General features: G+C 52.6%; 19 protein-coding genes and 1 pseudogene. 14 read left to right on the top strand and 6 right to left on the bottom strand.

Features of this window, described 5'->3' with window-relative positions; all coding sequences use genetic code 11:
- Positions 1–79 precede the first annotated feature (79 nt).
- The 3 genes from EJQ19_RS27325 to EJQ19_RS27315 all read right to left on the bottom strand — a co-directional run bounded on the left by EJQ19_RS27325 (position 80) and on the right by EJQ19_RS27315 (position 6,048).
- Positions 80–3,256, bottom strand: coding sequence for a family 10 glycosylhydrolase (locus tag EJQ19_RS27325; protein ID WP_126144399.1), 3,177 nt, complete (start codon positions 3,254–3,256; stop codon positions 80–82).
- Between the two features lie 102 nt (positions 3,257–3,358).
- Positions 3,359–4,417: a Gfo/Idh/MocA family protein gene (locus EJQ19_RS27320; RefSeq protein ID WP_126144398.1), complete on the bottom strand. Its 1,059-nt coding sequence runs from the start codon at positions 4,415–4,417 to the stop codon at positions 3,359–3,361.
- A 32-nt stretch (positions 4,418–4,449) separates the two neighbouring features.
- Complete coding sequence (locus EJQ19_RS27315) at positions 4,450–6,048, bottom strand: FAD-dependent oxidoreductase (protein WP_126144397.1); 1,599 nt, start codon at positions 6,046–6,048, stop codon at positions 4,450–4,452.
- Positions 6,049–6,232: 184 nt separating this feature from the next.
- Between EJQ19_RS27315 and EJQ19_RS27310 the strand changes: the two genes are divergently transcribed.
- The 9 genes from EJQ19_RS27310 (at position 6,233) to EJQ19_RS27270 (ending at position 14,359) form a co-directional block, all read left to right on the top strand.
- Positions 6,233–7,735 carry an extracellular solute-binding protein gene (locus EJQ19_RS27310; RefSeq protein ID WP_126144396.1) on the top strand — a complete coding sequence of 501 codons (1,503 nt, stop codon included), beginning with the start codon at positions 6,233–6,235 and terminating at the stop codon, positions 7,733–7,735.
- Positions 7,732–9,576: a cache domain-containing sensor histidine kinase gene (locus tag EJQ19_RS27305; protein WP_164716739.1), complete on the top strand. Its 1,845-nt coding sequence runs from the start codon at positions 7,732–7,734 to the stop codon at positions 9,574–9,576. Before EJQ19_RS27310 ends, EJQ19_RS27305 begins: the two co-directional genes overlap by 4 nt.
- A 104-nt stretch (positions 9,577–9,680) precedes the next feature.
- On the top strand, positions 9,681–9,935 hold the full coding sequence (locus EJQ19_RS27300; protein WP_126144394.1) for a hypothetical protein: 255 nt from the start codon (positions 9,681–9,683) through the stop codon (positions 9,933–9,935).
- Positions 9,936–10,039: 104 nt separating this feature from the next.
- On the top strand, positions 10,040–10,495 hold the full coding sequence (locus EJQ19_RS27295) for an 8-oxo-dGTP diphosphatase (protein WP_126144393.1): 456 nt from the start codon (positions 10,040–10,042) through the stop codon (positions 10,493–10,495).
- Between the two features lie 32 nt (positions 10,496–10,527).
- The gene (locus EJQ19_RS27290) at positions 10,528–11,193 is read left to right on the top strand and encodes an HAD family hydrolase (protein WP_126144392.1); all 666 of its coding nucleotides are present in this window, start codon (positions 10,528–10,530) and stop codon (positions 11,191–11,193) included.
- A 121-nt stretch (positions 11,194–11,314) separates the two neighbouring features.
- Entirely contained in the window at positions 11,315–11,755 is a 441-nt protein-coding gene (locus EJQ19_RS27285; protein ID WP_126144391.1) for a CBS domain-containing protein, read from the top strand.
- A 155-nt stretch (positions 11,756–11,910) separates the two neighbouring features.
- Entirely contained in the window at positions 11,911–12,342 is a 432-nt protein-coding gene (locus EJQ19_RS27280) for a MarR family winged helix-turn-helix transcriptional regulator (RefSeq protein ID WP_126144390.1), read from the top strand.
- A 3-nt stretch (positions 12,343–12,345) separates the two neighbouring features.
- On the top strand, positions 12,346–13,356 hold the full coding sequence (locus tag EJQ19_RS27275) for a hypothetical protein (RefSeq protein ID WP_126144389.1): 1,011 nt from the start codon (positions 12,346–12,348) through the stop codon (positions 13,354–13,356).
- A gap of 46 nt (positions 13,357–13,402) precedes the next feature.
- Positions 13,403–14,359: a D-2-hydroxyacid dehydrogenase family protein gene (locus tag EJQ19_RS27270; protein ID WP_126144388.1), complete on the top strand. Its 957-nt coding sequence runs from the start codon at positions 13,403–13,405 to the stop codon at positions 14,357–14,359.
- A gap of 51 nt (positions 14,360–14,410) precedes the next feature.
- Here EJQ19_RS27270 and EJQ19_RS27265 read toward each other — a convergent pair whose 3' ends face one another.
- From EJQ19_RS27265 to EJQ19_RS27255, 3 genes are all read right to left on the bottom strand, one after another.
- Positions 14,411–18,472, bottom strand: coding sequence for an S-layer homology domain-containing protein (locus EJQ19_RS27265; RefSeq protein WP_126144387.1), 4,062 nt, complete (start codon positions 18,470–18,472; stop codon positions 14,411–14,413).
- A gap of 155 nt (positions 18,473–18,627) precedes the next feature.
- Entirely contained in the window at positions 18,628–19,146 is a 519-nt protein-coding gene (gene def, locus EJQ19_RS27260) for a peptide deformylase (RefSeq protein WP_126144386.1), read from the bottom strand.
- Positions 19,147–19,170: 24 nt separating this feature from the next.
- Positions 19,171–19,410 (bottom strand): helix-turn-helix domain-containing protein, encoded by a 240-nt coding sequence (locus EJQ19_RS27255; protein ID WP_126144385.1) that lies wholly within the window; start codon positions 19,408–19,410, stop codon positions 19,171–19,173.
- Positions 19,411–19,707: 297 nt separating this feature from the next.
- On the opposite strand from EJQ19_RS27255, the gene EJQ19_RS27250 reads away from it, so the two are divergent.
- The 5 genes and pseudogenes from EJQ19_RS27250 to EJQ19_RS27235 all read left to right on the top strand — a co-directional run.
- Positions 19,708–21,039, top strand: coding sequence for a hypothetical protein (locus tag EJQ19_RS27250; RefSeq protein WP_126144384.1), 1,332 nt, complete (start codon positions 19,708–19,710; stop codon positions 21,037–21,039).
- Positions 21,033–22,031 carry a glycoside hydrolase family 71/99 protein gene (locus EJQ19_RS27245; protein WP_126144383.1) on the top strand — a complete coding sequence of 333 codons (999 nt, stop codon included), beginning with the start codon at positions 21,033–21,035 and terminating at the stop codon, positions 22,029–22,031. Before EJQ19_RS27250 ends, EJQ19_RS27245 begins: the two co-directional genes overlap by 7 nt.
- A complete protein-coding gene (locus EJQ19_RS27240) occupies positions 21,983–24,706 on the top strand; it encodes a carbohydrate binding domain-containing protein (RefSeq protein ID WP_126144382.1) in 2,724 nt (907 codons plus the stop codon). The genes EJQ19_RS27245 and EJQ19_RS27240 overlap by 49 nt, the downstream gene beginning before the upstream one ends.
- A 98-nt stretch (positions 24,707–24,804) precedes the next feature.
- Positions 24,805–25,040 (top strand): annotated as a pseudogene (locus EJQ19_RS32695) (alpha-amylase family protein); the annotation flags it as partial.
- A 2-nt stretch (positions 25,041–25,042) separates the two neighbouring features.
- Positions 25,043–25,712 (top strand): alpha-amylase family protein (locus EJQ19_RS27235; protein WP_478354294.1); only part of this gene is annotated, 670 nt, incomplete at both ends.

Raw genomic sequence — 25,712 nt, 5'->3', positions numbered from 1 at the left:
GTGTATAAGAGACAGTCCCCAGGGGGAAGCCGGTTTTTTGTTGGCGTTTTGAATGCGCCGAGGTGATTACGGATGTCTTTTACTCATCAAAGTCCGTTTCTTTCAGACTGTCGATGTCGATGCCTTTGTGATCATTTTTCGCTTTAACATTGGGAAACACCAGAACCTTGAACGAATCCCGCTTGCCTTTATACGTGGCGGTGATCGTAGTCAGCCCCGGCTTCAGCGCAGTCAGCGTGCCGTCAGGCGCGACGGTAACCGCTTTGGCTCGAGAGGAGTCAAAGGTTACACCTTGCGTGAGGAGCACCTTTGTTCCGTCGGAGTAAGTTACGCTGAGCTTTGGCGTGTACGTATCGCCTTTTACCATGAGGTGGATCACATCTTCAAAAGCAATGCGGACCACGCTCACGACGGTGACGGTGGCTTTCGTAACCTGACCGTTATAGACGGCCGTAATTTCCGTTGTACCCGCTTGCTTCGCCGTTATCGTGCCGTCGGCTGCGATGGAAGCTACTGAAGGATTACTCGATGTCAATGAGGCGCCCGTGACCACGCTGCTGGATCCGTCCGAATAGACGGCGGTCGTGACGGCCTTAATCTGATCTCCAACTGCAATTCGGTAGGCAGAAGCGTCCAGTGTAAGACCTGTCAAGGTAGGCGGCGTCCGGGTCATGGTGAAGGACTTCTCGTTAGTTTTGAAGCCGTCGACGTATACGGCCATTTGCACGGTGTTGGCACCGATGGCGAGCGGAACGCTGCTCTCAAAATCACCGTTGCTGGCGACGGCAGCCGGTACGCCGTTCAATCGCACCTCAGCCGCGCCCGGTCCGAGCACTTCGACGTTGCCTTTGATGTTCACAGAGGCGAGAGGCGTTGTCGTCTGATCATAGGCTAGATATCCGCTCAATACCGCAGAGCGGACGCTGTCTCCGGCTTTGTACGTGCTTGCAACAAGCTGCCTTCTGGTTCGTACTCCGGATGCATCCAACGCCGAAATGACGAAGCCGCCTTGTGGAATGATGCTGTTGTTCGGCGACAGATTCGTCCAATTCCAGGTGAGTGCCTGCTGCTGGTTCACGACCTTGGTCACTTTGCCGGCGCTGTCGACGATTGCTTCCACACCGTAGGTGCTCGTTGCCGTCGATTGGCCGAAGCTGTCTGTGTAGACGTTCAAGTTATTCTCATTGCGGGAGATGTTGTACTGATCGGCTTCAATAAAGGAGGACGGATTGCCCGGCACGCTGACGCCGACTTGATAATCTTTCACATACGGCACATCGTGCAGCGAAGCGCTGACGACGGACCAGTTCACTTGCGATAAGTCAAAAAGCATAAGGCCGTTCGAATGCGTTAAGCCGCTTTGGAACACGGTTCGCTGCAAAGTCGGTTCTTGAATGTTGGCCAGTGCGATGCTTGCATACATCGGAATTTCACCGTTTGTGACGATGTTGCCGAGCGTGATGTAGTGTTCAATTTCTTTTTGCGTCGTCTGATAGGTGCCGATCATTAAGAAATCGAGATTGCCCGCGTACCCGGTTTGGGCGTAGGTGTCGGTATACAAGGAGCTGTCCGGCAAGTTCAGGCGGCTGTCGTAGTGGAAATTCGGGCTGCCCCAATGAACGCCGTTCAGGTAGTACGATTCAAACCACGAGCCGACATAGGCCGATGCCGCTACTTTATGGCCTTTTAGCGCCGTGTAGCGATTGGTGAGGGCTCGGACGTCGTCGGTGAATGTTTTGATTGTTTGCGAACGGAATTCCCACCAGTCGTTGATGAGTGGACCCGGTGTGCGCACATTGTTGACATATTTGAAAACATCGTCAGGCCACGTTGTCAACTGTTTCCCACGGGTCGCCAGGAACGCTTCGAATTTCGAGCGTGTCAGCGGGCTGAAATCGGCGGTTTCGTTATCATACCGCGTACGGTCGAGCACGATGCCGTCAACGTCGTAGTTTTTGATTACTTCCTCAATGTTCATGAGCTCAAAAGCGCGAACATCGTCGTTGGCCGGGTTTACGAAATCGACGAGCGCTTTGCCGGATTTGTAATAATTACTCTCGCGCAGTCGCAAAATTTGACCGTTATCCTCCGGACGAAATACTTGTTCTTCCCAGTCCAGATGCTGATTCAGCAGCCCATACTCGTTGTGGGCGGGAGAACCTTCGGCAAAAACGTTAAAGGCCGCATGGATTTTGATACCCAGCTGATGGCCATAACGCACAAATTCCTCAAGCATATCCAGGTTCGGATTGGCACCCGCACGCGTTGGCGCCTTCATTTCCGAGATATGGGGGCGGTGCGTCAAATCGTTTTTCTTGTAGTTGGCGAAGCCTTCCACGCCCTTGACGTCCAGGGCAATCGCCGTCACGCCGGCTGCTTTGGCTTTCGTCAGCATATCGAGAATATTTTGCGGCGTCTGCAGCTTGAAAATATTCGTGCCTTGATCGACCCAGAGGACGACTTCCTTCGGTGTGCTCGATGGCTTTTTATAAAATACAATCAGCGACTTGCGGTCGTTCTCCGTACCGTTCTTGGAGGCGATGACATCGAGATAGTTAACGCCTTCCGTCACCGCGATCTCGCTTTGGAACTGCCCGTTCGCTTGCAGCGGTACTGACGTTTGATTAACGCGAATCGCGTAGGAGGCGCCTGCTTCCATATTGTCCAGCTTGCCGGATACAAGCACTTTTGGCTCGGTGACCGTTACCCAGTCGTCGTTGTTCAGCTTGAGGCGGGCTTTCAAGCCTTGGCCGCTCATCAATTCGGTGACGGGGATGACTTCGCCGTTTTTGCGGAGCTTGATCGCATCGCCGACTTTGAAGTTTTTCGCTAGATACTGCTTGAATGTTTTATTCGCCCAGCTATCGTCATTCGCTACCAGAATAAAGCCACCCGGTGGAAAAGAGAGCGTCGTAGGTCCCGTCCATACCGGCACACCGCCATTCACGGAAGGGTTGATCACACGGGTAACGTGGTTCGTGCTGTCGACGACAACGCCGACGGATGTCTGGCCGACCGTGATCTGCGTTGCGAATTCCGGTGTAAACAAAGCGACATAATCGGTAATGCCAGTTAAGTCCCGATCGACGTAATTGATCTGTTTACGAGGACCTTCAATATTGATCGTGATGTCGATGGGGGCAGCTTCCACTTCAATAAGATCAGTTGGGCTCGTTGCAGCTGAGGCCGGGAAGGACCAGGCCGCAGCGAGCATAGAGAGTAGAATAAGCATAATCAGCGATTTCGACGTTTTCAACGGGTTTCACTATCCTTTCAGAAATGTGATCGGGGTAGTTACGTACCATTTCAATTGAAGTAAGTCGTAGATGCTGGAACACAAAGCTGACGTTCAAGATGTTTAGAAGCGAATTTCTTCGCCTTTTTCGCTCGATTCATAGACACCGCACAAAATTTTCATCATTTCGACGCCATCCTGCACAGGGGACAAGGTTTCCTTGCTGCCTTGGCACACTTCGATGAAATAGTTGATTTCATCCTGGAAGCCAGCGACAAAGTCGAAGGAGAGGTTATTGATCTGTGGCGTCAGATTCAGAATCGTGTCGTATTTCTCGGTGATGATGGAGAGCTGAGGCTCCAGCTCGGCGCCGCCTTTTTCGCCGTACAATTTCACGGTCAGTTCATCTTCCTTGGCATGCAGCGTGAAGCTGACGTCTACCAGAATGGAAGCGCCGTTCTCAAAACGGATGAGCGCATTTGCCATATCCTCGACCGTATTGTGCGAGGCGTCGTAGTCGGCAGCCTTGTAAAAGGCGAGGTTTTTCACGTTCGCGCGGTTGCCCAGTTTCTTGTAGGTGTTGCCCGAGATGGATTTGACCTTTGGTCGACCCATCAAATACCAGCACAGGTCGATCACGTGCACGCCGACATCGATCAGCGGGCCGCCGCCGGAGCGCTCAATGTCCGAGAACCAGCCGCCCGGGTTGCCGAGACGTCGAATGCAGGAAGCCTTGGCATAATAAATCTCGCCGAGCTCGTTATTGTCGAGGAATGACTTGATAATGCGCGTGTTCGACGCATACCGGCGGACAAAGCCGACTTGCAGCGTTTTACCGGAACGTTTGACCGCTTCTTCGACAGCGAGCGCTTCGCTCACCGTTTTGCAGAGCGGTTTTTCGGTCAGGACGTTTTTACCGGCGTCGAGCGCTGCGATGGAAATGGGCGCATGGCTGTTGTTCCATGTACAGATGCTCACAGCATCAATCGCAGGATCGGCAAGCAGCTCCTCATAGCTCGTAAAGACGTGGGGGATGCTGTACTTTTCTGCTTTGGCGCGGGCACGCTCCTCGTTGAGGTCGCAAATCGCATAGATCTCAGCATTTGGATTGTTCTGATAGGCGCGCAAATGCATTTCGGAGATGGAGCCTGCGCCGATGACGGCAATACGTTGTGTAGTCATGATAGATGCACCTCTTTATATGAAAGTTAGGGTTAAACCGGATGAACGGACGGCCAAGCCAGCTCAATGCCGTAGCTTACCAGCATGCGCTGGAATTCGCGGAGCTCGGATTCACTGGCTCGCAGCTCGCGCGGGGTGAGGCCCCGATCCAAACAGCGGCTGGCGAGGAAGCCTGCGGCTTCGCCGATGTTCCATTCGACCGGATGCAGCCGGTAGCAGCCGTTGGTAATATGGGTGACGCCAAGATTTTTGCAGGCGGGCAGCAGATTGTTCATACGAACCGGGATTAAGCTGCCGAGCGGGATTTGGAACGGCAGTGACGAAATGTCCAAGTAATGCCGATTGCCTGTGCTTGGATGCAGATCGATGCGATAGCAGCCGATGCCGACGGAATCGGGGAACGTCTCCGCCTTGCCATCAGGCCGGCATGCGGTGCTAACGTGCTGTTCGAGCACGGTAAACTCCGCCTTGATCCGGCGGGATTCGCGTATGTACGGGTACATAGCAAGGCCGTCTTCCGTGCCGACGATATCTTTGCGCAGTCGCAGTCCCGGATAGCCGAAACCGCCGTCCGGGCGCGGCGCTTCCGTCTGCAGCCAGTAGAGCAGGGAGAGGCTGAGCTGCTTCGCATCCCACAGATGACGCTCGCGATCTTCCGGGGAGACGTCGATGACAGAGCCGAGCCAATAGTCATTTTGCGGCCAATTGACCAACGTAATACTGCCGGGATAGAAGCCATCTTCGAAATTTGAGCGGTCAATGATGCGTCGGTAATAGAAGAGGGAGTACTTTTCTGTGCCCTCGAAAAGCTCATAGGAAACCGGCTCAAGCGTCATCGGGCGCACCCCAGTCCAGCTCAGCAGTCGGTCCGGCCAGAAATCGGCCTTGTACTGCCGCCAGAAGTCATAACGCTCCGGGCGCGGAATCGTATGATCCTCGCCTTCCAGGTAGTCCATGGCGAAGCAATAGGTAAAGCCTTGCATGTCCTGCGGCTCGGCCCCCGACTCCAAGGCGTTCGGCTCGCCGGTCTGCGCCTTCGATTCTGCGCCGGTCACATATTCGGCGCCGGCCAGCGGGAGCACGTCACCGCATTCGGTAGCGTCAAGCACATAATCGGCCGTGAGCGTCACAAGCGAATCGTTCGCCAAATTGCGAACGGTCACCGCACGCACGCGATCGCCGTCTACTTCAGCCGCCTCGATGCGGTGGCGGGTCAGGATCTGCAGTCGGCCGCTGCCCACATAAGGCGCAAGCATCTCTTGCAGCACGGCAAGCGCGGCGCGCGGCTCATGGCATAGGCGAGAGACGCCGCCATTGCCCGGATTCAGGCGCACATCGGCACGTGCTTGGGCGGTCAGGGGATAGTGGCGCCGGTAGTAGTCGCGCACACCGTCGCGGAACTGGCGGTAAGTCCGCGTGCAGCCGAATTGTTCGATCCAGGGGTGCTCATCTGGCGGTACGGCCTGGCTTGTTAACTGACCGCCGATCCAATCGGTCTCCTCCGTCATGATGACTTTTTTGCCGGTTCTGGCGGCGGCAAGGGCAGCAGCGCAGCCGCCGACGCCTCCGCCGATCACGACAATATCTGCTTCGTTTTCTAGCGTGTGGGAGTGACCATCTGTATATGGCAACGAAAACTCCCTCCTTTTTCCATAGTTTCCTGCCGCTTTCGCAGGCTATCCTTATTGTATTACTAGCTGGAATCCTGCCACATCGGAGGACGATGACTTCTTTTGGTACTTTAATAACCAGTCGCCTGCGAAAAAAAGGGATTGGCCAGCGGGAGTCGAACTCAGCATAGGAGGTGGTTGAAGGATGAAAAAGAAGACAGCGGCGCTCATGCTCATCACGGCAAGCACATTAACAGCCGGCTGCAGTTCCCATCCGTTAGGGCTAAGCGATGATACCGCAGCAAAGACAGCAAACAACAACGGCATTCGTATCGTCGTCAATTCGTTAGGCATGATCTTCCCGGAAGGCATGGATGAGAACCATAATCCTTATCTGAGTTATATCGAAAAAAACACCGGCGTCAATGTGAACGTCACCCTGCCTCCGCTAAACGGTTACGATGAGAAGCTTAACGTCATCATGGCCTCTGGCGACCCGCCGGATTTGCTCAATACGTCAGATCCTTCATGGTTCATTCATTTCGTCAACCAGAAGGCGCTGACGCCGCTGAATGCATATATTGACAAGTATGGCCCGAATCTGAAAGCCAGAATCCCCAAGGAAGCTTGGGACAACGTCACGGTGGACGGGAATATTTATGCCATACCGAGCCTGAACGAAGTGAAAGGAACGGAAATCGTCTACGCCCGCAAGGACTGGCTGGATAAGCTAGGCCTCAAGCCGCCCAAAACGATCGACGAATTTACGGCGGTCATGCGCGCGTTTGCCGAGCAGGACCCCGATGGCGACGGGCAAAAGGATACGTACGGCCTCTCGATCCTCGAGCGGCTGCGGCGGACATCGCCGTTTCTCGGCGCCTTCGGCGTCCAGATGAACGGCTGGTATGAGCGAGACGGCAAGCTGGTGTATGCCGGCATTTTGCCTGAAATGAAAGACGCGCTTTTGTACCTGCGTGGTCTGTATGATGAGGGCATTCTGGACCCGGAATTTCCATTAAATAAAATCGATGTGCTCGGTGACAAAATCGCCAGTGGACGCGTCGGCCTGTATTCCGCCGCTTGGTCGGACACGCGGTCCCACATCGCTGCGAGCATGAAGAACGACCCGAAGGCGGAGTGGATTCCGTTGGATTTTCCGGTCGGACCCAGCGGCAATCACGGCGTCTATCGCACGTCGGTCGTGCGCTCCTACAACGTCGTGCCAGTGAAGAGTCAGCAGGCGGAAGCGGTTGTGAAGTTTTTGGATTTCATCGCCGGTCCCGGTCAAATCTCGTTAAAGCTTGGCTTTGAGAATGAGATTTGGACCCGCGTAAACGGCAAGCTTTCTATTAATTTTGCCGAGCATACGAAACATGGCTATCGCGGCATTTACGGCGCGTTGGAGGATATGGCCGATCCCGGCGTGACGAAAGACCGGCTGGAAGGGCTGGGCGAGCAGTTCCGCCTTTACGATAACGTGCAGCGGATCGCAGCCAATTTAATGGAAGACAAGTTCACGGGACCGCCGACGCCGGCGATGGGCAAGCACCAGGTTAAGCTGAACAAGCTCCAGGAGGACACGTTCACCCGAATTATTGCGGGGCTGAGTCCGATCGAGGAATTCGATGCGTTTGTGAAAAAATGGAAGGAAGCCGGCGGCGACGAGATTACAGGTGAAGTCAACGAATGGTGGCGGGAACAACAATGAGAGAACTTTTGCCCAAGATCCGCAAATTGCTGGTCGGTTATATCCAGATTCGGCTTACCTGGTATTTCTTGTTGATTCTGCTTCCGCTGGCAGGCTTCAGTCTGTTTGCCATCTCCAAGTCCCAGACGATTCTGGAGGTACAGACGGGGGAACGAACGCAGGGGGCACTGCACACGATGACGGATTATCTCGATCAGACGCTGCAAAATATGGAGCAGCTTTCCTCGCTGATCGCTTTTGATACCAATGTGAATGCCACGCTGCAAGGTGTCGGCCAGGAACCGAAGAAACAGGATTTCGTCTACTTCGCGCAGGTGATGGATCAGATTACGAGCATGACAACGGTCAATTTGATCGTCGACCAAATCACGATCATTCATATGCCGTCGCGGACGGTCATTTCCACCAAACTCGGCGGCGGCAAGCTGCCGGACGGCGCTGAGAAGCAGGAATGGTATCAACGGTTGATGGCGGCGAGCGGGGGCACGATTTTTTTCACGCCGCAAGCGGGAGAATCTTACTTTGATGCGGACAGTGTCCATTTGATTCGCACCATGGACCCGTACAATCGGACGTTGATGAATCCGAACCTGCTGATTATTTCTGTGAAAAAGAGTGCGCTCATTGAACAGGCCAAGCCGCTGCTGCCCTCCAGGAATGCCAACATTACGTTATTCGACAGCGACGGCAAAACGATTGCCGGCACCAGCGGCACCGTGGTCAATCCGTGGAAAGAAGAGGAGAAGGTCAAGACGATTCGCCAAGCTCCGCCGAAGGATCCGGAAATGGTCACGATCAGCGTTAAATCGAAGCTGTCCGGCTGGTCGCTCAAGATGGAGCAGCCGCTGTGGGAAATTCGGCAGCATACCGACGCCTTGAAAGTGTTCTCCTACGGTATTCTCATCGTCAGTCTTGTGCTTGCGCTGTGGATTTCGTGGATCGTCTACCGGGGTATCTCGGCTCCTTTGCGCAAGCTGGCTTACGGCATGAAGCAGCTGCGCACAGGGAACTTCACGATTCAACTGGTGGACTCCCGGGTGGATGAGCTGGGGTATGTCATCGAATCGTTCAACCGGATGGCGGAAAATCAGAAGACGCTCATTCGCGATCACTATGAGAAGCAGCTGCTGCTCTCCAAAATGGAACTCAAATTTTTGCAATCGCAGATCAATCCTCATTTTTTATACAACACGCTCGATTCGATCTATTGGACGGCCAAAAATTACGATGCCGATGAGATTAGCGAGATGGTACTGAATTTATCGAAGTTTTTCCGATTAAGCTTGAATAAAGGCAATGAAACGTTCACGGTCAAAGAGACGATAGAGCATTTGCAGTACTATATCAAAGTGCAGCAGCTTCGGTTCCTGGATCATTTTACTGTGCGATATGAGATTTCTGAGGAGAGTTCTCCGTATCATGTGCTCAAGCTTCTGCTGCAGCCGCTCGTCGAAAACGCTGTCCTGCACGGGCTGGAGAAGCAGAGCGAAGGCGGGGAGCTTGCAATAAGCACTCGTGTTGAGGATCGGGAGCTCGTCCTCGAAGTGAGTGACAACGGGGTGGGCGTGAGCCCGGAACGGCTTGCGTATATTCGCGGCAAACTGGAGGAAGCGGCATGCCTGGCCGATGAAGGAAGGCCAACGGACTGGAAGAAGGAGAAAGACTTATTCGGCCTGCGCAATGTCGTCATGCGGATGAAGATGTACTATGGGACTGCGTCTTCGTTTCATTTTGAACGGGGAGAGGAAGGCGGTACGCGCATTACGCTGCGACTGCCGCTCGAGAGGTGCGGGAGCGCTCTAGAGGAGAGGTTGGAGGACAGCGAACGGAGTGAGGCGTAGAAAGGTGTCAACATGAAAATTTAATATTCCGCTTACATTTTGTGAATCTCTGGTTAATATGTTTCCCTTATGATTAAGAAAAAAAGCGTAAGGGAGCCGTAATCATGAATCGATTTCAGAATCAAGCAGCGGAAAGAATGACCGAGTTTCGCATATGCGACAGTGAATCCGTGCAGTACAAGCTTCTCCACCAAATTCGCACCGGTGCAATGAGCTCAAGGGATTTGGACAAGCTTCAGGCGCAATGTATGAAAGAGCTGCACCAACTCCGTTCAGAGCTGGATTCGCTGCTGGAGGAATTGCGAGAAATGGTGCGCCAATCGGGCCGATATCCAAAGAAAGAACGCAGCGTTGCCTGAGGGCAGTCGGTGCGTTTTTTTATTGGAGAGGCATGAAACCAATTCACCACTTCCTTCCTGGCATGTGTATAATAGTTGTTAGGTTAAAAGGAGTTGAGGCATCCATGTCAAGCGTAGAGCTGACGAACATGTGCATGATTTACGATCGTGCGACCGATCGTGTACTGGTGCAGGAACGGGTGAAGTCGTGGAAGGGTGTTGCGTTTCCTGGCGGGCACATCGAGGACGGCGAAAGCATCATAGATTCCACCATTCGAGAAATTAAAGAAGAAACAGGTCTGACCATTTCCAATCTGGAATTATGCGGCATTATCTACTGGTATGACGAAGTAACGAAAGATAAATATTTCGTGTTTAGCTATCGCACGGAAGTATTCTCTGGCGAGCTCTTGACGGAAACCGATGAGGGCAGGCTGTACTGGGTCAGCAAGGATGAATTAGCATCACTGCCGTTCGCCAAAGGGTTCAAGGAACGGCTGCCGATGTTTCTGGACAAGGCATTCTCGGAAGGATTTATCGTAACGGGCCCGGACGGCCGGTCTGAAATCAAGTGGCAATAAGCCAAATATTGGACAGGGAAGGGGAGTACAGCGTGATCAAAGCGTTTATTTTCGATATGGACGGTGTCATCATCGATAGTGAGCCGCTGCATTTTGAAGTTGATCAATGGGTGATGGAGCAGATAGGGGTTCGGATTACTCATAGCGAGCTGGAAGAGTACGTCGGTATGACGAATCCTGCGATGTGGTCTCGATTAATTGTCAAACATAGCTTGCGTGCTTCTGTTGAGGATATGATCAAGCTTCAAATGGAAACCAAGTTGGCCAAACTCCGTGCGTCCGATGATCAACCGATTGAGGGGATTCCCGAACTGCTGGCATTTCTGAAAGCGAATCAAATCACCATTGGCCTGGCTTCTTCGTCCCCAAGAGGGTTTATTGAGGCGGTATTGGATAAATTCAGTTTGACATCATATTTCAGCGTTATCCTTAGCGGGGAAGAAGTTCCGCAGGGCAAGCCGGCACCGGATATTTATCTCCAAACCGCTGAAACGCTGGGTGTGGAAGCAGCCGAATGCATGGTGCTTGAAGATTCCAGGAACGGCGTGTTGGCGGCCAAAACTGCAGGGATGTCCTGCGTCGGATATAGAAATCCGAATTCAGGTGACCAGGATTTGACGCGTGCGGACTTCATGGTGGATCGGATTTCTGACATTAAGCCGCATCTGCGATCTATTCTTTCCATTCCTAAGCTATAATATGTTGGTGATAAGGTTCGCGGTGCGATGCCCTTCGTTTTGGATTAATTGGCATGCATGAGGCTCCTCCTTTGGTTAATGCTATGTTCGTATGACATTTTTTTAAGGGAGGACTCGTGACATGGGGAATCAGACCGTAAAGGACATTATGAGTACAGACTGTGTAACAGTCACTTTGCAGGATAACATTTATGAAATTGCGGTTAAAATGAAGGAGCACGACATCGGCTTTGTCGCTGTCGTGGACGGCAAGAAACTGATCGGTGTCGTAACGGACCGAGATTTGGTCGTCCGCGGCTACGCGGAGAAGCATTCCGGCTCGACTGCGGTTGAGCAGGTGATTTCCAAAGACGTGGCGACGATTTCGCCCGATACCTCCATCGATGAAGCGGCCAAGATCATGGCCAAAGAACAAATTCGCCGCCTGCCGGTCGTACAAAATGGCGAGTTGGTAGGCGTTGTCGCGATTGGTGACCTTGCCGTACGAGGCATCTTTGAGGATGAAGCTGGCGAGGCGCTCAGCAAAATTTCATCCGACAGAACGCCGGTGGGTGTTCGATAAGAAGCATACAGAAAGCCTGGCGAGTGATCGCCAGGCTTTCTTGCGCTTCAAGGTATTAGAGAAATAGTAAATAAATATTAATTAATATTGAATTAAAATGTTGAAATTTCGAATTAAAAGTAATAAAATAATTACTAAATAGAAGGAGGTTATGCATGATAAAAGAAATCGCAAACGAATACCTTGCTTTAATTCCAGCTGTTTTTGCTAGTTTTAGAGATTTGAACAAGCATTCGGAAGAATTAACACATATGCAGAATCATGTTATCGAGTTTATCTATATGCATCAAAAGGCTTTGAATCTAAAAGACATCAGCGCTGGTTTACATATTGCCAAACAACAACTATCGAATATTATTGGTGATTTGGTAAACGATGGATTTTTGGATAAGATACCTGACAATAGGGATAAACGTGCTGTTTTGGTGTCGTTAACATTGAAAGGCAAGGAATTGCAAGATCGAAAATGGGCGGATATTTATCAGAATTTCAGCAATAATCTTGCTAAGTTAAGCGAAGAGGAGCAGATCGATTTGAAATTTGCTCTTCATAAAGTCAATGTATTAGTAAAGAAAATGGAGGGGTAAATCATGAATAGCAATGATCAAGCGATAACATTCGGATTCACATTTGGGATTTATCCGCTTAGTGTGGCAGGAACGCCTTTCGGTTTGGCTATCGGACCCCAGGATAACTACGATAATATTCAAAGCGCAATGCGCGATCTTCGAGGTGAAGCCAAAAAGCTGATCCCTAGAACCTACCTGATCTACACAAAAGAATGGGAATCCAAAATGTTCGCAAATGCGGATCTTTATTCGAGAACCAGTTTAATGGGTGACTTGACGATCGGATGCGGGGATTGGACAAACCAAAGTGAACCTGAAATTGAACTCGAAAGCTGGCTTGGTTTTATTCGCAGGATCGTTCAGCAATACGGCACCCAATTGGCTTCTCTTCAAATTACGAACGAACCGAATTTATCGTTTATGGAAGGCTCGAAGCCTTATATGATGCAAGCCCTTGTTGAAGGCGTTATGACAGCAAAGAAAGAAGCCCGTGAGCTCAATCTCCCGATAAAAATCGGATTCGGATCAGTGCCTGACAGTCCAGTGGCGGTTCCTCATTTCTGGGAGAACCTGGCCAAGTCAGGTGGAAACAACTTTATTGACTCTGTTGATTTTATTGGACATAATTTCTATGTGGACGTATTTGATGAACATCCGCTGGATCTGAAAGAAATATCGGCATCCGTGGAACGCATACTTCGCAATTTAAGGGAACAAGATCTGGTTAAAGCCGGCATCCCGGCTTCGGTTCCTATTCGTGTGACAGAAAACGGATGGCCAACAGGCAGGAACCCTGTTTCGAATATTGATAGAACTTACGAACAACAAGCGAAAGTTCTTGAGACGATTATCCACGCCATTTATACATTGCGTCTTGAACTGAATATTACCCATTACCAGCTGTTTGGTCTACGGGATGCAGACAGTTCCAAGGATGATCTCTTCCATCAATACGGTATTCTGCGGGATGATTATTCAAAAAAACCTGCGTACGACACATTCAAGAAATTAATCCAAGAACTTGGTGACTGACAACATTGGAGTGATCAAGAACTTACATAGAAGGGAGCGCATGCAAATGAAAATTCGCTGTGCCATATTGGACGATTATCAGCAAGTTGCGCTTCAGTCGGCCGACTGGGGCCTCATCTCGGACCGGGTTGAGGTCACAAGTATCGATCGGCATATCGATGATCCTGAAGATCTGATTGCACGCATCGCAGAGTGCGAGATTGTTGTGATTATGAGAGAGCGGACGCCTTTCCGGTCCGATCTGCTGGCACGGCTGCCGCGCCTCCGATTGCTGGTCACCACTGGCATGCGTAATGCTTCTATCGATTTGGCCGCAGCCGCGGCACAGGGTGTGACGGTATGTGGAACGGGCGGAGCGGGAAATGCAACCGCCGAGCTGACGTGGGCGCTCATGCTGGCGCTTGCTCGCAACATCGTGCCGGAGCACAATGCGATTCGCAGCGGCGGATGGCAGAGCACAGTAGGCTCGGATTTGTACGGCAAGACGCTCGGCGTACTGGGGCTTGGCAAGCTGGGCAGCAAAATCGCCCAATTCGGGCAAGTTTTTGGCATGGACGTTATCGCCTGGAGCCAAAACCTGACGCAAGAGCGGGCGGATGAGGCAGGTGTGAAGCTCGCTGCTTCCAAAGAGGAGCTGCTGGCGAGCAGCGATTATGTATCCATTCATCTCGTACTCAGCGATCGAACAAGAGGCTTGATTGGGGCAGCCGATCTCAAGCAAATGAAGCCAACTGCCTACCTGGTTAATACGTCCAGGGGGCCGATCGTAGACAGTGCCGCGCTCGCCACAGCATTGCAGGAAGGCTGGATCGCCGGCGCGGCTGTCGACGTGTTCGAGACGGAACCGCTGCCGCAGGACGATCCGTACCGGTCGCTGCCGAATCTGCTGACGACCCCGCATATCGGCTACGTGTCCAAGGCGAATTACGAAGCTTTTTACCGGGACGCGGTGGCAGATATTGAAGCATATTTGGCCGGCGCGCCGGTGCGTGTGCTCGGATAAATTCAAAAAGGAAGAGCCCTGAAATCTTAGGGGCTCTTCCCTTTTTTTACACTAATGCATCCTTGCATTCAGCCGCTTAAGCAGAACGACAGCTTCGGCTCTCGTTGTCGAGGCCTGAGGGAGGAATGCGTTGCCAGACTGTCCTTGCACAAGCTGCGCTTGAGCCGCGGCGGCGATCCACGCTCGTGCCCAGCTGGCGATTTGCTCGTCATCCCCGAAGGAAGTACCCGTGGCGGCCGCTGACAACCCGGCTGCTTTGGCAATCATGACGGCAGCTTCTGCGCGCGTAATGATCACGTTTGGACGGAAGGTGCGGTCTTCATAACCGCTTAAAATACCAGTCTGAGCAGCAGAAGCGATCGCACTCACCGCCCAAACCGGGATGCTGTACGCATCCTCGAATGGTAATGCCTGCGCTGCGGGGAGGTGAAGCACCTTGCTTAGCATGACGGCGAACTCGGCACGAGTGACGGCTTGGTCTGGCAGGAAAGCACCGTTCGGATAGCCGTTCACCCAGCCCAATGCGGCGCTCGATTGGATCTCTTTTTCAGCCCAGTGGCCGGCAATATCGTTGAAAGATGGCTGCGCGTTCCCTGGACTACCCTTCATCGACAAAACAGCAAATAATGTAAAGTGATCCGTTTCACCGGCGATTGTTGATCCTTCCGATTTGCTTGGAAGCCGGTTCCACTTTTTGGCGATTTCGTCATAATAGTACACGGCAGAATCAACCTTGGTATCACTGCGCGTCAGCGTCAATGTGAGGGGAGAGGCGAACTTCCCGTCCACATCTTTTGTCAGACGGAAGGCATCGCTTAGCAGCACTTGACCTGCGCCCAACAGCTTTTGTGCATCGTCGGTGGCCGGTTGCATGGAAATGGTCATCGCTTGTGTGACCGCGCCTGCTGGTATATGCAAGGTCAGACCACCAAAGTTCAGCGTATAGGCTTGCCCGGGAACCACGACGAATTGGCCGGCTGGGAGCACAGGAGCGGAAGGCGTATTGGTGCCGGTATCGGATTCCGATCCCGAATTCGCCGAAATTGTTGTGATTTCGATGGAAGCCACTTGCTCATTGCCCACGGTATCTTTCGCATATACGGTGTACGTGCCATTTTGCGCAATTGGAATTCGCTTAGTGACAGGCACAACCGTCCCAAATGTCGCATCGGCAAAGCTGCCAATCGTCAGATCCCCTGGGGCCCAGCGCAAATCGGCGATTGAATTCCCGGAGCCCTCTTCATTTGCTGCAGCTACAACAGTAATCTCAATCGTCGTCGGGCTTCCGGTTTTCGGCGTATAATCCAGATCAATGGTTGGCAAACCGTTTACAAGGTTAGTGATGGTGATCGTTTTCACATGTCGGTTACCCGCCGAATCTTCGGCATAGACGGTGTACGTCCCATTTGCCGTCACTTGGAATTCGCCTGCATTCACAACGGTTCCACTGCTTGCAAAAAAGGAGGTGGTCTGTGCACCGGCAGCCCACTTCAGAGAACTGAGCGCGCTGCCGGTTCCGTCAGCCGCGACCTGAATCGTTAGCGGCCCGTTCGTAGGCGCTGTGGTCGATGGCGTTAAGCTGATGGTAGGAAGGACACCTTCAACCAGCACGCCGCTAAGGGAAGGCACGCCGGCAAGTGCAAGCGGCACGGAGTCGCCGATGGCCGTGACAGCAGCTGGTGCGTCAGCCTTAAGGGCGCTGTCAAGGGAAATGCCGTCCGTATCAAAGTCGCCCGCTTGTACCGTGTAGGTGAATATCAACTGAGCTGGCTGACCGATCGGATGTCCCGCATAGACAGCGGCAATATCAGAACTGTTCAAGTGAAGCGGAAGAATCGGCGTACCGGTAACGTCGATCGCATGATTGAACGTTACTATAAATGTGAGTTCCTGGCCGATCCCGTAGGTTCCGTTCGCAGGAACTTGAACCGATTGGATTTGCGGTGTCGGTACGATCAGCGATAGGAGATATGAGCCTTGCGACAGACCGTCCGGTGAAGTGACACGTACGCTGATTGGATTGCTCCCCAAATGTAGATTCAAGCTGGTAGCGGCGCTGCCGTTCAGCATCACCGTAGAGCCCGCGACTGCCGGCGTCGCAGTGATAACCGCCGTTGTCACAGGTGTGCTCACGGTTGCATCATAGATTCCTGTACGCCCATCAAAACTACCGAGCGTATGCGTCGCACCTGGTGTGCTAATTGTCAAACTTGCTAGCGTTGCCTGAGCGAAACTCGCTTGCGGCATCGGATACCCCGTGCCTTCAATCATATCCCAGTGTTGTCCGGCGCCAATTAGCCAACCGTCAGACGTGTAGGTGGATCTGGTCTGAAGTTGACGGGTTGATTTGGGCGCACCGCCGCCGGGTGATGCTGATTGCTGGCTGGCTTCCGTGTCCCAGAAGGAGTGGATAACCGTTCCAGCACTTCCTTCAGCGACGAGTCCACCAGCGACTCCTGAAAGTGAAGCAGACACAAAAGCTGCCGAGTAAGCATTCGTAATCTGGGCCGGTCCACTTTGAGTGCCGACCAGTCCAGCCACCTTGTCATTGCCGTAAACAGCGCCTTGAACGGCTGCGTAGCTGACATTCGTATTGATGGATGTGCCGATGAGACCGCCAACCGAATTCCGACCAGTCACGTTCACGTTTGTTACAGCCAGATCGTCAATTTGCGCACCAACGGTTTTTCCAAATAGCCCGACGTCGTCTGTCAAGGGCAGATTCACGTGCAAATTTGCAATCGTATGCTGGTTGCCGTTGAATACGCCCTTGAAAGGCGTTGCGTTGTTTCCAATGGGCACCCAGCCGCTGCCGGCGGCATATCCGGATAAATCCAGGTCGGATTCCAGCCTGTACACATCCCCTAAGCCGTATCCTGAAGCTGCGGAGCCGATCGCGGCAAGCTGGGCCGCCGTCGTAAGGCGGTGTGGATAAGCCACCGTGCCCGCATCACGCGTGACGTTCAGCGTGTACTCGGCCGTTAATCCAACGGCGGAGGTCACCCTAATCGTGATAGTATTGGTTCCGGGATTTAGCGCAACTATCTCCGAACTCCCGTTTCCATTAATAGAAATAGTGGACGTTCCTTGCTTTGCAACACCTGCAATGTTAACTTGGTCGACTTGGCTCACTACTTGCGCGTTATAGATGCCATAATCGCTGGAGAAGGCGCGATCAAGAGGGATGGGGGTGCTATCGGACGTATTGGCAACCGTCAGTGCGTTCAAGGCGATGCTGTCATATTGACTTAGGCTGAGCGGGGGGGTGCTTCCTTCAACCATTCGCCAGGTGTTTGTAAAATCCCAACTTCCGTAAGTTGCCTTTTGCTTCATATCGGCAGCTGGATGGCCCTGGCCTCCGCCAGTTGACGTCGAGACGCCGCTTGTTTCCGTATCCCAATGGGCATTGCTTATATCGGGAGGGCCTTCAACTTTTCCGAGGAGTCCGCCTGAAATTGAACTGTTATAGATAACAGCATTCACATAGACATTGTGAATACGTCCCCCTAAAATGGTAAAAGCCGCATAGCCTGCGATGCCGCCAAATTCGTCAGCACCCGTTGCATCGCCGGCCACGCTTCCCGATACATAGCTGTCGCTAATGCTCGACGAATCGCTGCTGCCCACCATACCTCCTACAGTTTGATGACCTGTGACGGTTCCCGATACCGATGAACCCGAAAGCTGGGATTCGGTGATATCGCCGACAAGTGCTCCGACATACCGGAATCCACGAACGTTCACATTCATTAAATGCACATTTTTAATGCTGGCGTTTTTCGTTTGTTTAAACAAGCCGACATTATTATCGTTTGGCCGATTGATGTTCAAATTCGAAATCGTGTGTCCTTGTCCGTCGAATTTACCGGTGAAAGGGGCGGTATTGTACACGCCAATCGGGTCCCAGTTCGTGGTATACGTTGAAAGATCGATGTCCTGGGTCAGTCTAAAATTGTCTGTGAGATGATTGCGAATGTCATTTAGCTCCTCAGGCGTACTCACATCAATCCACGTTTCAGCCGCAGCAGCTTCCTGTACAACTGCAAATGAGGGGGCCAGCGTCATCGTCAGCAGCAGGAGCGCTGCCATGAACGAGACGAACTTCTTTTTCACATCGTTTCACTCCTTCATTCTCGTATTTCAAAAAATCGCAAACTTATATACATTATCCCTTTGTTCAAAAAATCCTTTATTTTCCTCCAAAAAGGTCTGTGCGTAAATAAAAGTAAGGAAGAGCCTCCCAATCAGGCTCTTCCTTACTTTTTCTTTTAGACATATTGATTCGTTAATCGAATGATCTCAGCGAGGTTCACCTTCTTGCCGGTTCTCTCGTTAAATAACTGGCCGCCTTGAATGCGGTCAATAAACAGTACGCCGTCCAAATGATCGATCTCATGCTGCATACATCGCGCCAGATGGTCTTCACCTTCCATGACGACACTTTTCCCTGCGCGATTGAGGAATTTGATCTTTACATACTTGGCGCGCTTAACATAGCCTGAATAGCCTGGGAACGACAAGCACGCTTCTGGGCCGATCTGTTCGCCGTGCGATTCCAATATTTCCGGATTAATAAGCTCAATCAGACCGTCGCCGCAATCCATAACGACAACTCTTCGCAATATCCCGATTTGAGGCGCTGCCAGCCCGGCTCTGCCTTCGGCGGCGTAAAGCGTGTCGCCCAGATCATTTAACAATTTGATAATTCTCGGGGTAATCTCCTCAACAGGTTTGGCTTTCTTGCGAAGAACTGATTCTCCGAAAGGAACGATCGTTTTCTCTGCCACGGTCCTTATCACCTCCAATTAAACTTATGCGCCTTCGATCTGTGAAGGCGTATGCACCCATAATTCACCAGGCGTACAGGCCAGCGCCGTACATAACGCGTCCAGCGTGTCCGCTTTCATCTGCTTCGGCTGTTCCTTGAGCAGCGCGCTGATGGAAGGGGCGGACAATTCATAGCCGGCTTTCTCTTTTAACAGTCGTGCTAAAGCCGCTCCCGTCCAAATGCCGCGATCCGCCATAATTTTGCGCAGCATCCAAACTAGCATCCTGATCACCCGCCATTCGTAATGGATTGTAAGGTTTGTATATTAAGCAGCACCTAAAATATTTAAGTAACACCTAATATATCAGATGTACACGGGTAATGGAATAGGCGCAGATCCACTTTTCATGTACAAAAATGAGCATTTTATAAAAAAACGTCATTCTCAGATCCGCGCCCCCACAGGATAGAATTTCACCATTGCTGTAGAAATGAGACATTGAGTTTCTTTTCGCGGCCGTGTTACGGTGGTATCACCTTTTCGAAAGCGTTTCCAAAAAAATGAAAGGATGTGACCAGCATGCAACCGGAACGATTGATTTACACGTTTGTCAGCTATGCGGCCTCATTTCAAGGCAGGGGCGTGCCGGTCGAAGGCATCTATCGCATTGCCGAACTGGCGCATCGGTACCAGATCCCTGTGACGTGGATCGTGAATCGTGAGACCACATCTCATGTTCAAGCTTCGATTCAAGCTTGGCACGAACAATTCGGCGATAGCGTCATTCTGGCTTGCCCTGCGTACAACAATGAAGCGGAGCTTATCACGCGACTTGCTAGCGAATGGACCAGCGTGGCAGAAGCCTTTCCATGGGTGACAACGAAGGTTTTAGCCACAGGTTTTATCACAAACGAACTTATTCAAGTGATGGAGTCGCAGGATTTTCAAGGCTTATGGGGGTACTGCTGGCAGCAATCGTGGTGGGACGGGATTTCCCATCGCGGCGTTCCTTGGGGGTTCTGGTATATCGATCCCGCGGGGTATAAAAGGCCGCAAGGCAGCCAAATCGTCGCGGTCGAGTGGACGGCACGGGACCTCAACTTAGCGCTGCATACCGATGACGCGGTCTATTATTCGACGGACCCGAACGACGTGCTGCGGGCAGGTCTCTGCACAGGCGACAATATCGCTTATTGGCAAAAGCTGTTCGACGAGTATCTGCGCAACACGCAGAACAACGAATGGGTGTTTTTCACGCAGCAGCAGGAATCGCATGAAATGGATGCTTCCCCGACATTCCTGGTGTGCTCGGAAGGCGATATTGAGGAAAGCGCGCGGATGCTGGAGAATTTCTGGGCGTACACCGCGGCGTATCCGATTCGCAAAATGAATCTGCCAGACGCCGTCGATCTGTATCGTGGCCAGTATAGGCAGACCGCGCCTTCCTATATGCTGACGGAGGATTGCGAGATCCGGCCTGCGTTGAACGCGTATACGATGCTGCGGGGTGGAATCCCGCAAGGCCCCTGGCCGGAGACGTTTCTGTATTACGACACGGAATGTCAGCTTGCATTTATCCAGGGCAAAAGCCGTCCGCATCTCCTGCGCAATTATAGGATGCAGAGCGGCATGGAGGGGGATTTTACAGACGCGATCCCGGAAATTTTTGTACATACATTTGAGAAAAGCGAGGCGAGGATCGAAATTCATTATGTGATTGAAACGGATCGCAGTCTCCCGTTCGGTTTGGTGTACTGGGACGACTTAAGCGGGTACCGTATTCAATCCTGCAAGGAGGTGATCGAAGCCGCTATTATCGAGGACAAATGCGCGTTTATCCGATTCAATCTGAAAGGAGAAAGCAAGTCCGTACACATCATTCTGGAAAAAACGGAGGAAACTGAATGTTGAATTCCGAACAGGTTCGTTTCTTGAATGTGAAGTGGCTTTGCCTTGCCGTCTTGTTGGTGCTCGTATCGCTTGTGACGTTTCAGCGAAGTGCCAAAGCGGCGGGCCCATATGAGGTCGGGGCGTTTTATTTTGACAACTGGAATCCGCAATTAAATCCATCAGCGATCTCGAATTACAAAAAGATTTACGGCAGCTCCGCCAACCAGTGGAGCGGGGTCACGGACATGCTCACCGTACCGGGCTTATGGGGGTTTGGGCCGCTGCCGAACCGGGAGCCGCTGCAAGGTTGGTACGACGATCGGAATCAAAGCGTTGTCGATCAGCAGATTTTGCAGGCGGCGAGCCGTGGGCTGGACCACTTCGCCTTCTATTATTACTGGAGCGAAGCAGGGGGCGGGGAACGGCCCGGGCAGCAGTCGATTTACAATTTTATTAACTCGCCTTACAAGGATTTGATGAAGTTCTATATGTATTTCATCGCCGACGGCCAGTGGCCCGCGAGCGACTGGAATACGTATATGGTGCCGAAATTAGTGTCGATGATGCAGGATCCCTCCTACAAAAAAACGCCGGACGGCAGGCCGATTGTTGGCTTTTACGGCAATTTTGCCGCTCGGTTGGGCGGGGCTACACAGTGGCAGACCGCACTTCAGAGCTTGCGGACAGCAGCTCAGAACGCCGGCTTGCCGAATCCGCTGCTGCTGGACGCTGCGTATCGGAACCTGCAGCCTTCGATAACTGCGGGCATGGACGGCTTCTTGCCGCTCAATTTAGCAGGGATTGGCCTCGATTCGCATCAATACGTGCCGGAGGATTATGCAACTTCGTATCCGCCGGCGTGGAACGACTTTGTGTATGCGACGTACCCGCCCGGCAGCGGCTACGAGAATTATGAGAATTATTTGTTGATTCCGGGCGGCATCAGCGGCTACGATCCGCGCCCATGGGGAAAGGGCACGATAATTACGTCTACGCCGACCCCAGCCCGCTGAAATTCCGCGCGCAATTGACGAATATTAAAAATTACCTGGATTCGCATCCCAGATCCATGAATATCTCGACCATCTACGCCTGGAACGAGAATGCGGAAGGCGGCGTCATTGAACCAACCACCCTGCATGGCTTCGGGAATCTGAACGCAATCCAGGAAGTGTTTGGCCTCAGCAACAGCGCTTATAAAACGAAGGTCAGCAGCCTGGGGCTGACTGATCTCGATCCGAATCTGCGCATCGAGATTGCGCCGGAGTATGATACGGTGACCGATGGTCAAACCGTCAAAATCAAAGGCAAAGTGACGAACCATTACGCAAGCAGCATAACATCAGGTTCGCTTACGCTCAATACGGGCGGGTGGTCGATCGCTTCCTCCACCGGGACTTCCTTGGCGGGACTGGCGGCGAATGCCTCGCAAAACTTCGAGTTTCAGGTGACAGTCGGCGCTGAAACGAAATGGATCAAGCACGGATTAACGGCAACGGCTGCCTTCGTTGTCGGAGGCACGAATCAAAACGTATCCGAATCCACCTTTGTCGTCAAGGCTGAAAAGGTGAACGGTGTCATTGAGCCGATCGATCAGTCAGTGTTTAGTGGAGATACGTTCAACCTGATTGCCGATCTCCGTAACTATTCGCTCACTGCGCAAAGCGGCAGCTATTCGATTCAGGCGCCTGCCGGCTGGTACGTATCCGGCAACGGGGAGAGTACGTATTCGCTATCTGCTTATACAGGCGGAGTTCATACGAATCGCAAAACGTCCAAAACGTTCCAGGTCACTGTTCCGGATGACACACCGGCGGGCGTCTATACGTTAAGAATCCGTTATGCCACCGATGGCGGCATGTCGGAATCGTCGACGACGGTGCGGGTCGGTAATTATCTCAGCAACGGCAGCTTCGAATTGAATACGAATGACCCATTGAAGCCCGATGCTTGGCCGACAAGCGGCAGCATGACGCTGAGCCTGTCGACGGATGCCGTGGATGGCACGAATTCCGCTAAGCTGGTCAGCACGGGATATGGCGCGAACATTCATCAGGAATGGTTCAAGCCGGATCCAACGAAAAGCTATCTCGTCGAAGCTTGGGTCAAGGTCACTTCCGGCAAATTGCGAATTACCGAGGACGAGGCGGATGCGAGTTTTGGTTTCCTTGGTACAAATGCCTATGTTGATGCGAGCGGCTCCACGTGGACGAAATATTCGTTCAAATTCAAGCCGCGTCCTAATGCCGCCAATATGAGCATTCGGCTGACCGCTTGGGATCCAGGTACGACGACGGCCTATGTCGACAAAATCGTGTTCAAGCCGGACCCGGACGGCACGATGCTGCAGAACAGCTCGGTTGAGCTTGATGCAGATGCGAATGGGCTCGCCGACCAGTGGGTGAAATATGGGACGCCTACGTTAACGATTGATAGCACCACGTTTGCCGACGGCGCTAAATCTCAGCGCATCGTTGGCACGGGCTACAGCCAAGGCATAGCGCAAGAGTGGATCGCCGTCGATCCGAATCTGAACTATGCGGTGGAGTTCTGGGCGAAGGTGGATAGCGGCGTGCTTGCGGTCATTGACGGCGAAACCAAGGCGGATAATACGTGGCTGGGCGAAAATACGACGTACCAAATTACTGCTGCGGCCAACGGTGGCGTCTGGAAGAAGTATTCGTACGAATTTACGCCGAATACGGCTGCAGCTAAAACGAGCCTGCGGTTGTTTACGTGGGCCAGCGGCGCCTCGGACATTCATGTTGACGGCATTGTGTTGAAGAAAGCGCCAGTTAACTTGGCACGAAACGATGACTTCGAGTCCAACACCATTGTCAGCGGAGTACCGGATCGATGGCTGTCGATGGGCAGCCCGACGCTCTCCAGGGTCACGGATGCAGCGAACGGCGCCTACAGCACGCGCATCGTCGCTACAGGTTATAGCAGCGGCATTAAGCAGGAGTGGATCGACATTACCGATACCGAGCCTTATCTGATCGAAGCCTGGGTAAAGGTCGCCTCCGGCGCGCTTGCCATTCAAGACGGCGAGGCGACGGGCAGCTTTGCCTGGCTCGGTGAGAATCTGAATGCCGTTGCTACGAATGCCGCATGGACGAAATACACCTATGTGGTGATGCCAAAGCCAGGGGCCCGAAGAATGAGTGTACGCTTCGTCTCCTGGAGCAGCGGCAGCACGGATGCACTGATCGACCGCATTGTCGTTCGTCCGGCTCGCGGAGCCAACCTGCTTGTGAATACTGGATTCGAGCAGGATCTGAATGCAGATGGCACCGCAGATGTATGGACGAAGTCCGGCACGGCCACGTTGACGCGAAGCACGGATAAAGCGGCAGGTACGTACTCGCAGGAAATCGCAAGCACCGGCACCGGTAATGGGCTCCTGCAGCAGTGGATCAATGTCTCGCCGAACACAACGTATCAACTCACTGTGAACACGAAGGTGACCGCCGGTTCGCTGAATGTGGCGGTTGGCGAAGCCACTTCCGCATCGGCACTGATCAGCCAAACGACGTTAGAGACGATTGCGGTCAGCGGCTGGCAGACGAAAACGTATACGATCACGACCGGCGCAACGACGGCCCAGCTCTCCATCCGTTTGCTCGGTGGAGCAGCCGGCAGCAATGACGCGCTAGTGGATGAAGTAAATCTGCAGAAAAAAGAGTAGTCAGACTGAGAACAAGAATCGCTTGCCCGCCTCTTGCCAGGCGGCAGGGGGCGGGAGGTTCTTGCTAACGGTAGAGAAAGAAAGGAAAGGAGCTTACCATGCGATTCCGACAAGTTCACTTGGATTTTCATACATCCGAAGCTATTCCAGAGATTGGCCGGCAGTTCTCGAAAGAGCAATTTAAAGCGATGCTGCGAAGCGGTCATGTCGATTCCATCACGGTTTTCGCCAAGTGCCACCATGGTTGGGCGTACCATGAAACCCGTGTCAATGAACGGCATCCCGGACTGACATTCGATTTGCTCCAAGCGATGATCGAGGCTGCGCATGAGATNNCCCATCCGGAATGGCTCGTTCGGGATGCCACGGGCCGAAGTGTCACGAGGCAGGAATATTTAAAGCCATTTTACCGGCTGCTTTGCATGAATTCACCGTATTTGGACATCCTGATTGAGCAAATTGAGGAAGTCGTGGCGAATTACGACGGGGACGGTTTATTCCTGGACATTGTTGGCGTCAAGGCGTGCTACTGCCATCTGTGCATCGCAGACCTTCGCCGGGATGGGAAAGATCCGCGCGACCTCGAAGCGGTGCGGGAGCTGGGCGAGCGAGTGTACGCCAACTACACGCGGCGTGTGAACGCAGCCGTTCGCCGCATCAAGCCGGACCTGCCGATATTCCATAACGGCGGACATATCCGGCGAGGCCGACGAGACTTTATTGCGATGAACACGCATCTCGAGCTGGAATCGCTGCCGACCGGTGGGTATGGCTATGACCATTTTCCGATTTCGGCGAGATATGTCCAGGGCCTGAACGTCGATTTCTTGGGCATGACGGGCAAATTTCATACCCATTGGGGCGAGTTTGGCGGTTATAAGCACCCGAACGCTTTGCTCTGCGAAACGGCGGTGTGCTTGGCGAATGGCGCGCGATGCTCCGTCGGCGATCAACTGCATCCGCATGGGCAGCTTGACCAAGCGACCTACACGCTCATCGGCCAGGC

Source organism: Paenibacillus whitsoniae (assembly GCF_003955665.1).
In the GTDB taxonomy this organism is placed as follows: domain Bacteria; phylum Bacillota; class Bacilli; order Paenibacillales; family NBRC-103111; genus Paenibacillus_E; species Paenibacillus_E whitsoniae.
This window is presented reverse-complemented; position numbering and strand designations above follow the sequence as displayed.

Bases quoted from the DNA above. Each gene is read 5' to 3' on its own strand.
- EJQ19_RS27305 (WP_164716739.1), top strand. From the start codon at position 7,732: ATGAGAGAACTTTTGCCCAAGATCCGCAAATTGCTGGTCGGTTATATC.
- EJQ19_RS27300 (WP_126144394.1), top strand. From the start codon at position 9,681: ATGAATCGATTTCAGAATCAAGCAGCGGAAAGAATGACCGAGTTTCGC.
- EJQ19_RS27250 (WP_126144384.1), top strand. From the start codon at position 19,708: ATGCAACCGGAACGATTGATTTACACGTTTGTCAGCTATGCGGCCTCA.
- EJQ19_RS27280 (WP_126144390.1), top strand. From the start codon at position 11,911: ATGATAAAAGAAATCGCAAACGAATACCTTGCTTTAATTCCAGCTGTT.
- EJQ19_RS27245 (WP_126144383.1), top strand. From the start codon at position 21,033: ATGTTGAATTCCGAACAGGTTCGTTTCTTGAATGTGAAGTGGCTTTGC.
- EJQ19_RS27285 (WP_126144391.1), top strand. From the start codon at position 11,315: ATGGGGAATCAGACCGTAAAGGACATTATGAGTACAGACTGTGTAACA.
- EJQ19_RS27310 (WP_126144396.1), top strand. From the start codon at position 6,233: ATGAAAAAGAAGACAGCGGCGCTCATGCTCATCACGGCAAGCACATTA.
- EJQ19_RS27240 (WP_126144382.1), top strand. From the start codon at position 21,983: ATGGGGAAAGGGCACGATAATTACGTCTACGCCGACCCCAGCCCGCTG.
- EJQ19_RS27295 (WP_126144393.1), top strand. From the start codon at position 10,040: ATGTCAAGCGTAGAGCTGACGAACATGTGCATGATTTACGATCGTGCG.
- EJQ19_RS27320 (WP_126144398.1), bottom strand. From the start codon at position 4,417: ATGACTACACAACGTATTGCCGTCATCGGCGCAGGCTCCATCTCCGAA.
- EJQ19_RS27270 (WP_126144388.1), top strand. From the start codon at position 13,403: ATGAAAATTCGCTGTGCCATATTGGACGATTATCAGCAAGTTGCGCTT.
- EJQ19_RS27255 (WP_126144385.1), bottom strand. From the start codon at position 19,410: ATGCTAGTTTGGATGCTGCGCAAAATTATGGCGGATCGCGGCATTTGG.
- EJQ19_RS27275 (WP_126144389.1), top strand. From the start codon at position 12,346: ATGAATAGCAATGATCAAGCGATAACATTCGGATTCACATTTGGGATT.